The 14,394-nt window shown below is 66.5% G+C and carries 12 protein-coding genes; 6 read left to right on the top strand and 6 right to left on the bottom strand.

All coding sequences use genetic code 11. The features are described 5' to 3' along the window. Positions 1-396: 396 nt before the first annotated feature. The 3 genes from DCM79_RS02380 to DCM79_RS02370 form a co-directional block, all read right to left on the bottom strand. Positions 397-1,035 carry a cation transporter gene (locus DCM79_RS02380; protein WP_257178465.1) on the bottom strand — a complete coding sequence of 213 codons (639 nt, stop codon included), beginning with the start codon at positions 1,033-1,035 and terminating at the stop codon, positions 397-399. Between the two features lie 115 nt (positions 1,036-1,150). Beyond that, complete coding sequence (locus DCM79_RS02375) at positions 1,151-1,834, bottom strand: class I SAM-dependent methyltransferase (protein ID WP_257178464.1); 684 nt, start codon at positions 1,832-1,834, stop codon at positions 1,151-1,153. A 25-nt stretch (positions 1,835-1,859) separates the two neighbouring features. Continuing rightward, positions 1,860-2,318: an Rrf2 family transcriptional regulator gene (locus tag DCM79_RS02370; protein ID WP_257178463.1), complete on the bottom strand. Its 459-nt coding sequence runs from the start codon at positions 2,316-2,318 to the stop codon at positions 1,860-1,862. A gap of 347 nt (positions 2,319-2,665) precedes the next feature. Between DCM79_RS02370 and DCM79_RS02365 the strand changes: the two genes are divergently transcribed. Further along, entirely contained in the window at positions 2,666-2,959 is a 294-nt protein-coding gene (locus DCM79_RS02365) for a DUF718 domain-containing protein (RefSeq protein WP_257178462.1), read from the top strand. 15 nt (positions 2,960-2,974) lie between these two features. Here the strand turns inward: DCM79_RS02365 and DCM79_RS02360 are convergent, their stop codons facing one another. The 3 genes from DCM79_RS02360 to DCM79_RS02350 form a co-directional block, all read right to left on the bottom strand. Then, positions 2,975-4,996 carry a YgiQ family radical SAM protein gene (locus DCM79_RS02360; RefSeq protein ID WP_257178461.1) on the bottom strand — a complete coding sequence of 674 codons (2,022 nt, stop codon included), beginning with the start codon at positions 4,994-4,996 and terminating at the stop codon, positions 2,975-2,977. Positions 4,997-5,340: 344 nt separating this feature from the next. Beyond that, positions 5,341-6,021 (bottom strand): GntR family transcriptional regulator, encoded by a 681-nt coding sequence (locus DCM79_RS02355; RefSeq protein WP_257180933.1) that lies wholly within the window; start codon positions 6,019-6,021, stop codon positions 5,341-5,343. Between the two features lie 9 nt (positions 6,022-6,030). After that, positions 6,031-7,443 carry an FAD-binding oxidoreductase gene (locus tag DCM79_RS02350; protein WP_257178460.1) on the bottom strand — a complete coding sequence of 471 codons (1,413 nt, stop codon included), beginning with the start codon at positions 7,441-7,443 and terminating at the stop codon, positions 6,031-6,033. A gap of 179 nt (positions 7,444-7,622) precedes the next feature. Here DCM79_RS02350 and DCM79_RS02345 point away from each other — a divergent pair, with 179 nt between their 5' ends. The 5 genes from DCM79_RS02345 to DCM79_RS02325 all read left to right on the top strand — a co-directional run bounded on the left by DCM79_RS02345 (position 7,623) and on the right by DCM79_RS02325 (position 14,365). Beyond that, complete coding sequence (locus DCM79_RS02345; RefSeq protein WP_257178459.1) at positions 7,623-8,507, top strand: dihydrodipicolinate synthase family protein; 885 nt, start codon at positions 7,623-7,625, stop codon at positions 8,505-8,507. Between the two features lie 235 nt (positions 8,508-8,742). After that, the gene (locus DCM79_RS02340) at positions 8,743-9,924 is read left to right on the top strand and encodes a PepSY domain-containing protein (protein WP_257178458.1); all 1,182 of its coding nucleotides are present in this window, start codon (positions 8,743-8,745) and stop codon (positions 9,922-9,924) included. Positions 9,925-9,995: 71 nt separating this feature from the next. Then, positions 9,996-11,228, top strand: a complete 1,233-nt coding sequence (locus tag DCM79_RS02335; RefSeq protein WP_257178457.1) for a rhodanese-like domain-containing protein — start codon at positions 9,996-9,998, stop codon at positions 11,226-11,228. A 149-nt stretch (positions 11,229-11,377) separates the two neighbouring features. Continuing rightward, on the top strand, positions 11,378-12,622 hold the full coding sequence (serA, locus tag DCM79_RS02330) for a phosphoglycerate dehydrogenase (protein ID WP_257178456.1): 1,245 nt from the start codon (positions 11,378-11,380) through the stop codon (positions 12,620-12,622). 81 nt (positions 12,623-12,703) lie between these two features. Beyond that, positions 12,704-14,365: a tannase/feruloyl esterase family alpha/beta hydrolase gene (locus DCM79_RS02325; protein ID WP_257178455.1), complete on the top strand. Its 1,662-nt coding sequence runs from the start codon at positions 12,704-12,706 to the stop codon at positions 14,363-14,365. The last annotated feature ends 29 nt before the right edge of the window (positions 14,366-14,394 follow it).

Genomic DNA, 14,394 nt, shown 5'->3' with positions numbered 1-14,394 from the left:
CGGGCGGTGCAGGCGGCGCGGGTGGGGGCGCAGGCGGAGCGGGCGGCGCTGGTGCGAGCGCGGGAGCCGGAGGAACCGGCGCCGGCTCGGCGAGCGGAACGACGGGCGCGGCCGGACCAGGGCCGGGCGGTATCGGTGCCGGGGGCGGCGGATCCAGCGCTTCGTCCAGCGGGAATGGCCCGGGTGGCGCCGGCCTGGGCGGTCCCCAGACCACCCGTCCCGGCGGGACCAACGATCCGACCCGGCGGTAACAAGATCGTCGCCTTGTGATTGAAGAAGGGGAAGCTGCGGGTTGATCTCAGCAGCTTCCCCAGAAGTCTCGCCAGATGAAGTCGCCAGATGTGAAGGCCCATGATGTGAAGGCCCATGGCTGGCTTACGCACCTCCGGCAGGAGGCTACTCGGCGGGCGCAGCCGACGGTCGGCGCATCTCTTCCAGCGACTGACGGAGAATCTGCATCGCAGAGGAAAGGAACAGGCCCGCCATGAGGGCCGCGACAATCAGGTCGGGCCATTTCGAGGCCGTGAGCCAAACGGCTCCCGCCGCGATCATGACGGCGACGTTGCCGATGGCATCGTTCCGCGAGCACAGCCAGACCGACCTGACGTTGGCGTCACCATCCTTGTACTTCATGAGCAGGAGGACACTCGTGACGTTTGCCGCCAAGGCCAGGAAGCCGACGGCGCCCATGATCTCCGCTTGCGGAATGCCAAGGATCAGCACGTGATAGGCCGTCGATCCAAACACCCACAAGCCCATCAGGAACAGGGATAGGCCCTTGAACAAGGCTGCCTTGGCACGGGTCGTCGCCGAGGTGCCGATAGCGGCAAGGGTGATGCCGTAGGTCAGCGCGTCGCCCAGGAAATCCAGCGCGTCCGCTTGCAGCGCCTTCGAGCCGGCCAGATGGCCGCCGCCGGTTTCAACGATGAACATCCCAGCATTGATTCCGATGACCAGCCAGAGCCGTCGCCGGTAATCTGCGGAAAGACCCTCGAACCTTGCTTCACTGCCGCAGCAACCGCCGCAACCAGACATATGACGCCTCCGCTCTGGGCGAATATGGGAGGATTTGCCGCAACGTGCAATCGGCCAAGGGCCGTTACTGGCTCTGCCGTATGATGCCCGATCCGGTTGGCGAAGTCCTGCCGCCTCACGCGTAGGCCACCCAGCCGCGGAAGGCGAAGCCGGTATAGAACAGGGCCGGGTCGGAGAAGCCGGCCTCGCGCAGGATCGTCTCGTCCTGGGCCGGCGTGAGGATTTCCAGATGATTGGTGACGGCATCTCGCGCGGCGGCCGCCTTGTCGGGCTCGACGCCGGAAAAGGCCAGGAATGCGGAGTATCGCGACAGCCATCGCGGACGTTCCTCGAAGCCGTCGGGTGCGCTCAAATGCGCGACCACGAAGGGCGCGCGTGGTTTGAGCCTGCGGCGGACCTCCGAAGCAATGCGGCGCCGCTCCGCGATATCGACGAAGTGCAGCGTGAGCAGGCAGGTGGCGCCGTCGAACGGTCCCTCCGGGGCGTCATCGATATAGCCCTGGTGAAAGCGCGCGCGTGATGCGAGCTCTCCCAGAGTCTGCCCGGCCAGCGCGAGCATCGGTCCCGACGGGTCGACGCCGTCGAAGCGCCAACCGGGATGCGCCTGTGCAAAGGCCTTGAGCTCCAGGCCGCCGCCGGCGCCGAGGACCAGCACCTGCCCGTCGCTGGGGACGCTTTCGGCCAGCAGAATGGACGCCATGGACTGCATGGCGTCATAGCCCGGCACGAACCGCCGTGGCCCTTCGGTGTATCGGGCCACGAATTGCGGATCCGAGAATGCGGCTTGAATGTCGGTCATGATGTTGTCCCGTGATTGGAGCCGTTCACGCGCGATGCGCGCCGATGTCGTGATTCTTTCGAGAGCCGAGCCGCTTGCGCAGGTCCTCGCTCAGCATCGCCAGCGTCACCTCGCCGAGGCGCGCCAGCAGCAGCGCCTCCGCATCGCCAAAGGCCTGATCGAGCGCGGCATTGACGGCCTGCTCGACTAGGCAGCCGGGTGCTTCGGTGCGGTTGCCCATCGCCAGCAGCGAGGGACTGCCGAGCGCGGCATAGATATCGCGCAGCGTGACCTTCGACAGATCGCAGGCGAGCGTCCAGCCGCCGCCGTGCCCCTTCTCCGAGCGCACGTAACCGATCTCCCGCAGGCCCGCCATGATGCGGCGGATCACCACGGGGTTGGTGTCCATGGCTTTCGCCAGCGTCTCGGACGTGAACGGGCCCGGCTGCTGCGCCATGTGCAAGAGGACGTGCAGCACGCCGGATAATCGGCTGTCTCGCTTCATGTAACTTTATATGTTACATGATGGCGTAAAAGTCAACCAGGTGCGGAGCAGCGGCGCGGCGGCCCTGTTTTGCCCGACGACGCAACAGGTTCTTGCTCGGCACATCGGCCGCGTTGGATGAGCCGTAAGCCATTGATCCGGCTGGCGCGGCCTACTGTGCATGGGGTTGTTTTCGACATTTTTGTCTTGGCTGGCCTGAACCATCGCAGGCGGCCCGACATGCTGATTTGTCACGGTGACGGCCCCACGCGCGAGAGGCAACATTCGATCGGGGCGACGTATGGACATTTTCGTCCTGTCCCTCACACGGCGCCCGTTTTCATCCATCCATTTTTCGGAGGCGCGTCATGCAGGTTTACAACGTGGTGAAGTTCAAGGTGAAGCAGGGCGAGGCGGCCGCCTTTCTCGACGCGCATCGCAACGGCAAGGCCAAATGGCCCGGCCTCGAGCATGGCGTCATCATCAAGACCGGCGAGCAGACCTTCTGTCTGATCGGCACCTGGGCCAGCCAGGATGCGATGGTCGCGGCGCGTCCTGCGATGATCAAGACTCTCGACAGCTTCAGGTCGGTGCTCGAAGACCAGGGCAACGGACGCGGCGTAACCGACGCCGTGTCGGGCGAGGTCGTGCTGGATCTTTAGTACGCGAGCCAGCCGCTACTTCATCACCCGCAGGCCTTTGGTCGTGAACTTCTGCGTCCTGCCGCCGGGGCGCACCGGTCGCCGCGTGCCCGCGGCCTTGCCGGTGCCGGGCGGCTGATGTGCCGGCACGAGCTGGTGGGGCTGCGAGCCGATCAGGTCGCGGCGGCCCATCTCGATCAGGGCCTCGCGCAGCACCGGCCAATTGTCGGGATCGTGGTAGCGCAGGAAGGCCTTGTGCAGGCGGCGCTGGCGCAGGCCCTTGATCGCCTCGACCTTGTCGCTGCCGCCGTGGCGCACGCCGCGCAGGGGATTGACGCCGGTGTGGTACATCGCGGTCGCCGTCGCCATCGGCGAGGGCAGGAAGGTCTGCACCTGGTCGGCGCGGTAGCGGTTCTTCTTGAGCCAGAGCGCGAGGTTCATCATGTCCTCGTCGGTCGTGCCCGGATGCGCCGCGATGAAATAGGGGATCAGGTAATATTTCTTGCCGGCGCGTTCGGCCGCTTCGTCGAACATGCGCTTGAACTTGTCGTAGGCACCGATGCCTGGCTTCATCATCTTGTCGAGCGGGCCGCGCTCGGTGTGCTCAGGCGCGATCTTCAAGTAGCCGCCGACGTGATGGGTGACGAGCTCCTTGATGTATTCCGGGCTTTCGACGGCGAGGTCGTAGCGCACGCCGGAGGCGACCATCACCTTCTTGATGCCACGGGTCTCGCGCACTTTGCGATAGAGGCGGATGAGGTCGTCATGCGAGGTGTTGAGGTTCGGGCAGATCTCGGGGAAGACGCAGGACGGCCGCCGGCACGCCGCCTCGACCTTGGGGTCCTTGCACGCCATCCGGTACATGTTGGCGGTGGGGCCGCCGATGTCGGAGATCACGCCGGTGAAGCCCGGCGTCTTGTCGCGGATCTTCTCGATCTCGCGCAGGATCGAGCCCTCCGAGCGGTTCTGGATGATGCGGCCCTCGTGCTCGGTGATCGAGCAGAAGGTGCAGCCGCCGAAGCAGCCGCGCATGATCGTGACCGAGAACTTGATCATGTCCCAGGCCGGGATCTTCGCCTCGCCGTAGGACGGATGCGGCGCGCGCGCATAGGGCAGGTCGTAGACCGCGTCCATCTCCTCGCTGGTCAGCGGAATCGGCGGCGGGTTGAGCCAGAGATCGCGGTCGCCATGACGCTGCACCAGCGGCCGCGCATTGCCGGGGTTGCTCTCCCGGTGCAGCACGCGCGAGGCACGCGCATAGGCTTCCTTGTCCTGCTCGACCTGCTCCAGCGCCGGCAGCCGAATGACGGTCGCGCCCTTCTGGCGCGTTGCGCCCTCGTCGGCGGAATCGAGATCGTCGGCGTGCAGCTCGGTGTAATCCTCCGGAACTTTCCGGAACAGCGCGACGCCCCTGACGTCGTCGAGCGAACGCGGCGCTTCGCCGGCGGCGAGCCGATGCGCCACCTCGACGACGGCGCGCTCGGCATTGCCGTAGAGCAGCAGATCGGCCTTGGCGTCGGCCAGCACCGAACGGCGCACCTTGTCCGACCAATAGTCGTAATGCGCGATCCGGCGCAGCGAGGCCTCGATGCCGCCGAGCACGATCGGGACGTCCTTGAACGCCTCGCGGCAGCGCTGGGCGTAGACGACGGTGCAGCGGTCCGGCCGCTTGCCGCCCTCACCGCCCGCGGTATAGGCGTCGTCGCTGCGGATGCGTCGGTCGGCGGTGTAGCGGTTGACCATGGAATCCATGTTGCCGCCGGTGACGCCGAAGAACACTTTTGGCTTGCCCAGCGCCTTGAACGGCTCGGCCGAGTGCCAGTCCGGCTGCGAGATGATGCCGACGCGAAAGCCTTGCGCCTCCAGCAGGCGGCCGATGATCGCCATGCCGAAGCTCGGATGGTCGACATAGGCATCCCCCGTCACCAGCACGATGTCGCAGGCGTCCCAGCCGAGCGCATCCATCTCGGCGCGGCTCATGGGAAGGAACGGCGCCGGCTTGCGCGGCTGGGCCTGGGCCATCAGCGGCCTTGTGGCAGTGGCGATCTGGGTGTCCATGGCGGATACGCATAGGACCCCGGGCCCCCGAATACAACCGACGGAGGCGCGAAAGATCGCAGGTTCCGGGGTCGCCAGGAACCATCCGTCTCCGCGGACATTTGGATGGAGGGTTGCGGCGAGCCCGGGCTCGCGCGCGCCCGCGAACGTCCGCCTGTGGCGATGGGGGAGCTGTGAGCACGGTCATAGAGAACTTGCTGTTGCGGAAGCAGAAGCTCGTGGAACAGCTCGAAAAGGCGCCGTCGGTCGAGGATCGCGACAAGATCGAGCACCAGCTCGAGCAGATCAACACCGCGCTGGATTTCCTGGACAGGCCGAGCTCGAGGGACGCGAAATGATCGCGCTCAATCCGCTTTTGGCGTTTCCACCTTCAGGGCTCTGGCATAGACCACGCCCGAATTGGTGATGTGCGTGGTCATCAATTCCGCGAAGGCGGCGAGCTCGCCGCGTGCGAACAGATCGAGCAGCTTGCGATGCTCGTCGAACGAGGTGCGGGTCCGCACGTCGATCGGCGAGGTCAGGTTGGTGCGGAGCGCGGCGACGCGGCCGGAGACCAGCTGATAGGATTCGGCGAGATAGCGGTTGCCGCAATGGGCGAACAGCGCCTCGTGAAAGGCGGCATCCGCGCGCCCATAGGCGATGTTGTCCTTCGCCGCCACCGCCGGCTCCATCGCCGCGATCGCCTGGCTCATCGCGGCGATTGCGCCGTCGCGGTCGTGACGATAGGCCAGCTCGGCCGCCTTGGGCTCGAGCGCGATGCGGAAGGTGCAGAGCGCGTTGATGTCGTCCGCGCTCGGGGTGAACACGAAACTGCCGACCTGCGGCCGGATCATGACGAGGCCTTGCGCCTGCAGCTGGCCCATGGCCTCGCGCACCGGCGTGCGGCTGACGCCGAAGGAATTGGCCACCATCTCCTCGGAGATGGCGGCGCCAAGCGCGAACTCGCCGTCGATGATCGCCTGGCGCAGCCGCTGCATCACCCGCTGCGACAGCGATTTCGGCGCATCGAGCTTGAGCGAGCGCATCTGCATGCCTCAGATTACCTTGCCGGGATTGAGCAGCTGATCGGGATCGAGCGCCGCCTTCAGCGTCCGCATCAACGCGATCTCGGCCTCGCTCCGGGCATGGCCCAGCCATTGCTTCTTCAGCGTACCGATGCCGTGCTCGGCGGAGACGCTGCCGCCCATTTCGCGAACGAGACCGTAAATGATCGCGTCCATCTCGTCCTTCGGCTGCTGCGCGACCGACAGGCCGGTAACCCACGAGACCAGATGCAGATTGCCATCGCCGATATGGCCGTAATAGACGCTCTCGCAGCCCTTGATGCCGTCAGCGAGCGCCGCCTTGCAGCGCGTGACGAACTCGTCCATCCGAGCCACCGCAAGGCCGATATCGTAGGAGATGTGCGGCCCCAGCACCTGGCCGAACTCGGCGCAGATGTCGCGCACGCGCCAGAACGCCTGGGTCTGCGCCAGCGATTGCGCCACGGCGGCATCGGCCGGCAGCCCGTGCTCCATCAGCTCCTCGAGCCAGGCCTGGAAGCGCGGCGCGTCGACGCTCTCGTCGGTGCCTTGCGCCTCGACCAGCACGTAGAGGCCGTGGCCGGCGGCGACCGGCGGCTTCACGCCGGCGCGATTCGTGATCACGTCCCAATAGTCCGGCCACATCACCTCGAAGGCCGACAGCAGCGGGCCGAGCCCGCTGCGCGCCGCGCCGAGCAGCGCGACCACTGCGGCATAGTCCTTCAGCGCGCAGAGCGCCGCCATGGTCGAGCGCGGCTTCGGGAACAGTCTCAGCACCACGCGGGTGATGATGCCGAGCGTGCCTTCGGAGCCGATGAAGAGGTGCTTGAGGTCGTAGCCGGCGTTGTTCTTCATCAGCTTGTTGAGACCGGTGATGATGGTGCCGTCGGGCAGCACGACCTCGAGCCCGAGCACCAGCTCGCGCGTCATGCCGTAGCGGATCACGCGGTTGCCGCCGGCGTTGGTGGAGAGATTGCCGCCGATCGCGCATGAGCCGCGCGAGCCGAGATCGAGCGGAAAGAAGAAGCCGGCTTCATCCGCGGCCTTCTGGATCGTCTCCAGCGGCGTGCCCGCTTTCACCGTCATCGTCGCTGAGGCCGCATCGATCTCCTCGATGCCGGTCATGCGCTCCAGCGAAATCGCGACCCAGCCGGCTTCGGGCGAGGCGCCCCGGCACAGTCCGGTCAATCCGCCCTGCGGCACGAACGGCAGATGGGCCTGACGGCAGGTGGCAATCGCGGCGGCCACGCCTTGCGCGTCGACGGGACGGATCACCGCGAGTGGCGTCTGCGGCAGGCTCGCGCTCCAGTCGTTGCAATTGCGCGCCGGCACGTCGGTGCCGGTCAACACGGCAGCCGCGCCGAGCTTGTCGCGTAGCGCGCCGAGCAATTGCTCGGGTCGCTCGATCGGGCTCACCAGGTTCATGCGAGACCTCCTCGGAAGCCGGCCGCGCCACAGGCGCGCCTTCGCGGTGGAAAGGGTTTGCGTATGTCTTGTATGTAAGGTACAAGACGAAAAGTAAAGTAAAAACAAGGCCCGATTAAGCCTCGGAAGATCGTTGAAGATCAGCGGCTTAGTTCGAGCTCGAAGCAAAGGGAAGTGTGATGACCGAGGCAATTCGCGGCTTCTGGGTGGCATCGGCGACGCCGCTGGCGGCCGACGGCAGCGTGGATTCGGCAAAGCTCGCAGCTCACGCCAAACAGCTCTTCAGCAAAGGCGTCGATGGCGTCGTGTTGTTCGGCACCACTGGAGAGGGCACCACCTTCAGCGTCGCCGAGCGCATCGCGACCGTGGAGGCGATGCTCAAGGCCGGCGTTGCCGCCGACCGTATCGGGATCGGCGGCGGCTTTCCCGCCTTCTCAGACAGCATCGCTCTCTCACGCGCGGCGCTCAAGCTTGGCCTGCGTCATGTGCTGGTGCTGCCGCCTTACTTCGATCGCAACGTCACGCCTGACGGCATCGAGGATGCCTTCGCCGCGATCATCGACGGCATCGCCGACGAAAGGCTGCGCGCCTATCTCTATCACATTCCGCAGGTGTCGGGCGTCGCGATTCCGACCGGCGTCGCTGCCAGCTTGCGCAAGCGCTACGGCAAGGTGATCGCCGGCCTGAAAGATTCCAGCGGCGACTTCAAGCAATTCCAGGCCTTCCGGGCCGCAGCCCCCGAGCTCGCCATCACCGTCGGCAACGAGGCCGATATCGCCCGCGCGATCGCCGCCGGCGGGGCCGGCACCATCTGCGGCATGGCCAATGTCGTGCCCGAGCTGGTCAAGGCCATGGTCGACGGCAAGGACGTCGAAGCGCGCATGCAGGCCGCGATCGATGTCGTGCTGAAGACGCCGTCGTCCACCGCCGCTCTGAAAGCAATCCTTGCGGCACAGACCGGCGATGCAGCCTGGCTGCGGGTGCGTCCGCCGCTGCGCGCGTCATCCGACGGCGCTGCGTTGAAGCGCAAACTCGACGAGCTAATGGCTCCCGCTCTGGTGTGACATCGCGCAACACCGCGACATACTGCGGCGAATTCGCGGGGGCGCGTCGTGCAGTTCCCGGGTCGGTCTGCCGTTAGAACGATTCCACACTAGAGCGATTCAAGCACCGCTAGGGTTCTCCTCGATCCCGACGGCTGTTACACGCGCACACTTCAATTTTCCTGACTTGAGTTGGAATGAAAGTGCGCGCCTCCGTGGATGGCCTGTCGCTGTCGGCGACGGTGAAGTTCTAGCCATGGCGGCACGGACGGGACACACCATCAAGGCGGTCCTGTTCCAGGTCCATTCCGTCGCGGGCCTGATCCTCGCGCTGCTGCTGTCCGTGATCGCGCTGACCGGCGCGATCATGAGCTTCGAGGACGAGATCGTCGATCACCTCAATGCCGGCATCATGCAGGTCGCGCCGCGTCAGGCGCCGGCGCTGATGCCTGATGAGCTGGTGGCGCGGCTGACGGCAGGACAGGATCTCGGCAAGGTCTCGGCGGTCACGCTGTCGAGCGATCCGTCGGCGGCGGTCCATGTCCGCTTTGCGCGTGACGAACGGGGCGACCGGCCGACCTCGCTCTATGTCGATCCCTATGACGCGCGCGTACTGGGCTCGCCCCGCGGCGAGGCGTTCTTCGCGACGGTGCGCCGGCTGCATCGCTGGCTCCTCATCCCCGGCGACGGCAAGGGCTGGGGGCGGCCGATTACCGGCACCATTGCGCTCGGCCTGATCGTCATGCTGGTGTCAGGCCTGGCGCTGCGCTGGCCGCGCCGGGCAGGCAGCGTGAAGATGTGGTTGAAGCCGAACTTTGGACTCAGCGGCCGCGGATTGCATCGCTCGCTGCACACCGTGATCGGCACCTGGCTCCTGCCGGTCTATCTGACGATGACGCTCACCGGGCTGTACTTCTCCTTCGAATGGTACAAGGACGGCGTGACCTGGCTGCTGGCGCGTCCGCACGCCGCCGCAGCGAAGATGGCGACAAAGCCGCCGCGGCCGGACGGTCGCGGCGGGCCTGTCGCGATTGGATTTGATCGGGCCTGGATGACGTTCCAGCGCGAAGAGGGTGCCCGGTTCTCCCGGGCCTTGCTGACGCTGCCGGCGGGGGCGGGCACCACGATACGCATCCGCTCTTGGGGGAAGGCCTCGTTGCTCGAGACCACGCGCGACGAATTCCGCATCGACGCCGTCACCGGTCAGCTGGTCTCCGCGGAGCGCTTTGCCGACAAGACGTTCGGCGAGACGATCATCGCGGCCATCTACGACATCCATCGCGGCGAAATCCTGGGCTGGCCGGGCAAGCTCGCGTTCATGATCGCCGCGATCCTGATGCCGTTGTTCTCGGTCACCGGAATCCTGCTCTATCTGTCGCGCCGCAGGCTGCGCCGTTCGACGCCGTCACCGCTCGGGCGGCTCGTTCCCGGCGAGTGAGCCGACAAGGCTAGCCAAGGCGCTTGCAATCGGTCAAAAGCCCATGGCCTGTCTTCGCTAGGGTCCGTGCCATGAAGCTCCCGACCGTCACTCCCGCCGACATCCGCCGCGCACTGTTGCTGCGAGAGGAGATCGCGCTGCTCGATCTCAGATACGAGGCAGGCTTTGCGACCGGGCATCCGCTATTCGCGGCCAACATCGCCGTCGACCGGATCGCGATCGAGGCCGAGACCAGGCTACCGCGCAAGGACGTGCCGATCGTGCTCTATGATGATGGAGAGGAGCTGGTCGCGAGCGGCGCCGAGCGTCTTGCCGCGCTCGGCTATACCCATATCAGCGCGCTCGACGGCGGGCTGAAGGCGTGGCGCGCGGCGGGCTACGAGGTCTTCGCGGACGTCAATTCCTATTCGAAAGCGTTCGGCGAGCTGGTCGAATCGCGCAGGCACACGCCCTCGCTCAGCGCCGACGAGGTCGCCAAGCTGATCGCCGACGAGGCCAAAATCGCCATCCTCGACGTCCGCCGCTTCGACGAATATGCGACCATGAACATTCCGGGCTCGGTCAGCGTGCCCGGCGCCGAGCTGGTGCTGCGGGCAGGGCAGGCCGCGCCGGATCCTGACACCACCATCATCGTCAATTGTGCCGGCCGCACCCGCTCCATCATCGGCACCCAGTCGCTGATCAATGCCGGCGTGCCCAACAAGGTGCGCGCGCTGCGCAACGGCACCATCGGCTGGACGCTGGCGCGGCACAGGCTCGACCACGGCGCCGACAGGCGTGGCGAGATCGGGCCATTCGCCGGTGGCCCTGCCAATGCACGCGATGTCGCCTATCGCGCCGGCGTGCGCCACATCGGGGCGCGCGAGATGGCGGCGCTGGTCGCGCAGATGGATCGCACGCTGTACCGTTTCGACGTACGCGAGGCCGAGGAATACGCGGCCGGCCATCTCCCGGGCTTCCGGCATTATCCGGGCGGCCAGCTCGTGCAGGAAACCGACATGGCTGCTCCGGTGCGCGGGGCGCGCATTCTGCTCACCGACGACAGGAGCGTCCGGGCCGACATGACGGCGTCGTGGCTGGCGCAGATGGGCTGGGAGGTCTATGTGCTGGAAGGCGGCTATGACGCCGCGCTCGAGGTCGGCCCGCCGCTCGCGCTGCCCAGGCCCGATCCGGCCCACCGCTACCGCCGTCCCTATGAAGGCACCGATGTCGCGCAAGCCGCGATGCAGGCCTATCTCGATTGGGAATATGGCCTCGTCGAGCAGCTCCGCCGCGACGGCACGCACGGGTTCTACGTGATTTGATTCCGCCGGCCGTCGCGTGCAGATGATGGAGTTGGTGGGATGCCAGTTATCTCAAGCGCCGCCATCCTCTCCCGTATCCGCGCCCTATTGTGCTGCGCATCCTCCGCGGTCTATGTGCTCAGGCAAAGCTCATCATCTACGGAGACACCATGTCAGCCCCAGGCCAAGGCCCCGAGCGGAACGCCAAGGCGCTGCTGCTCGAAGGCGTCAATGATAGCGCTGTCGACCTTTTCAGGAGCGCGGGCTTCACCAATGTGGAGCGGCTGACCAAGGCGCTCGACGGCGCGGATCTGCGGCGGGCGCTCGACGGCGTCTCGCTGCTCGGCATCCGCTCGCGCACCCAGATCACCGATGAGGTGCTCGCCGCCGCCGACCAGCTGCTCGCGGTCGGCTGCTTCAGCGTCGGCACCAACCAGGTCGATCTCGCGGCGGCGCGCAAGCGCGGCATTCCCGTGTTCAACGCGCCGTTCTCCAACACGCGCAGCGTCGCCGAGCTCGTGATCGGCGAGATCGTGATGCTGCTGCGGCGGATCTTCCCGCGCTCGGTGTCGGCCCATGCCGGCGGCTGGGACAAGTCGGCGACCGGCAGCCGCGAGGTGCGCGGCCGCACGCTCGGCATCGTCGGCTACGGCAATATCGGCTCGCAGCTCTCGACGCTCGCCGAAGCCATCGGCATGCGCGTGATCTATTTCGATCGCACCGACAAGCTTCGCCACGGCAATACCGAGCCGGTCGAGCGGCTGGACGAGCTGCTGGCGCAGAGCGACGTCGTCAGCCTGCACGTGCCGGAGACGCCGGAGACTGCGGGCATGATCGGCGAGAAGGAGCTGCGGGCGATGAAGCCGGGCTCGTTCCTGATCAACAACAGCCGCGGCACCGTGGTCGATCTCGATGCGCTCGCGCGTTCTTTGCGCGACGGCCACCTCGCCGGGGCCGCCATCGACGTGTTTCCGGTCGAACCGTCGTCGAACGCGGACCGCTTCGAGAGCCCGGTGCAGGGCCTCGAGAACGTCATCCTCACCCCGCATATCGGCGGCTCCACCGAGGAGGCGCAGGAGCGCATCGGCGGCGAGGTCGCGCGCAAGCTGGTCGACTATTTCATCACGGGCTCGACCATGGGCGCGGTGAATTTTCCGGAAGTGCAGCTGCATTTGCGTCCTTCCGGGGCGCGCTTCAGCCATGTCCATCGCAACGTGCCCGGCATGCTGCGGCGGCTCAACGAGGTCTTCCTGCAGCGCGACATCAACATCGCCGCGCAATATCTGGAGACATCGGGCGATCTCGGCTACGTCGTGCTCGATGCCGATCTCGCGGGGCAGGATTCGGCCGCGCTGCTGCAGCAGATCCGCAGCCTCGACGGCACGATCGGCGCGCGGCTGGTGTTCGAGCACTAAAGCGTCATTGACGGTGAGCCGGAGGTCGCATTGAATGCGGCCTCTGGTGGATTGAATAACAACATAAACCGGGTGGAAACGATGACGCTGACAAGAGCGAAGCTGTGCGCATGGCTGGTGGGTACGGCGGCCGCCCTGAGCGCGAACGTCGCATCGGCCGCGACCCTGACAGCGGATGCAGAGACGGTCTGCAAGGGCCTCGTTGGCGGCGCCGATGCCGTGAAGATCGATTCCGCAACGCTGCAGGCGCCCTCACAGCTCATTGTCGCCGAACGCGGGCCGACGCCGTCGGCGCGTATCACGCCGGCCAACCCGGCCTTCTGCAAGGTGCTCGGCCATATCGACCCTACCGATCCCAAGGCGCCGCCGATCAGGTTCCAGGTCAACCTTCCCGTCGAATGGAACGGACGCTCGCTGCAATATGGCGGCGGCGGTTTCAACGGCGTGCTGATCACCGGCCTTGCGCTGCCGCCGGCCCATCCCTTCGACAAGCCGTCGCCGCTGGCGCGCGGCTTCGTCACCTACGGCACCGATTCCGGTCACGAGACCAAGCCGGGCGAGCCGCCGCAGGTCTTTGCGCTGAACGATGAGGCCTTCGAGAATTTCGCCCACCGCGCCTACAAGAGAGTGCGCGACGTTGCGGTTGCGCTGATGGAGCGCGCCTACGGCAGGAAGCCCGACAAGATGTACTTCATGGGCTCGTCCGAGGGTGGACGCGAAGGCCTCACCATGGCGCAGCGCTATCCCGATGACTTCGACGGCATCTTCGCCCGCGTTCCCGTCATCAACTGGGTCGGCCTGCAGCACGCCGGCACGCGGTCGGGTCTCGTCACCATGGGCGCGGGCTGGATCAATCCGGCGCAGGTGAAGCTCGTCGGCGAGGCGGTGCGGGCGGCCTGCGACAAGGCCGACGGCTCCGACGATGCGCTGGTGCAGAACCCCGTCGCCTGCAAGGCCGCCTTCAAGGTCGAGACGCTGCGCTGCGCGACCGGCCAAAGCGGCGACCGGTGTCTCTCCGATGCGCAGATCAAGGCGATCGAGACGCTGCACGCGACCTACAAATTTCCGTTCCCGCTCGAAAACGGCCTCGACGATTATCCGGGCTGGGGCGTCTCGGGCGAGGATATTCCGGCGATCGGCCCGACCGGCGGCTGGACCGCGTGGTGGCTCGGCACCGCGCCGCCGGCACAACCGCCCGCGCCCAACAACGGCATCGCCTGGATCTATGGCGCCGGCGGCATCCAATATGTGTTCGCGCGCGATCCCAAGCTCGACGTCACCACCTACAAGGTGGAGGAGCACAAGGCGCGGCTGCTCGAAGTGTCGAAGCTGATGGATTCGACCAATCCCGATCTCAGCCGCTTCCGCGCGCGCGGCGGCCGTCTGATCATGCTCGAGCACATGGCCGACTACGCCCAGAGCCCCTATGCCGGCATCCGCTATTTCGAGAGCGTCGAGCGCAAGCTCGGCAAGGCCGAAACGGCCGAGTTCGCGCGACTCTACACCGCACCCGGCGTCGACCATGTCGGCTCCGGCGCACCGGCCAATGTCGACATGCTCAGCGTGCTGGTCGACTGGGTCGAGAAGGGCAAGGCGCCGGGCGATCTCGAAGTGGCCGAGCAGAAGGTCGAGGCGCCCTCGTTCACGACGCTGCGTGCGCTGCCGCTGTGCCGCTGGCCCGCATGGCCGCACTATAAATCGGGACCGGTGACGGAAGCGGCGAGCTTCGCCTGCGCGCCGTAACCAAACGGCTCGTTTGACAACGACCTCGC

The sequence above is a fragment of the Bradyrhizobium sp. WBOS07 genome, from assembly GCF_024585165.1.
GTDB classification, from domain to species: domain Bacteria; phylum Pseudomonadota; class Alphaproteobacteria; order Rhizobiales; family Xanthobacteraceae; genus Bradyrhizobium; species Bradyrhizobium japonicum_B.
This window is presented reverse-complemented; position numbering and strand designations above follow the sequence as displayed.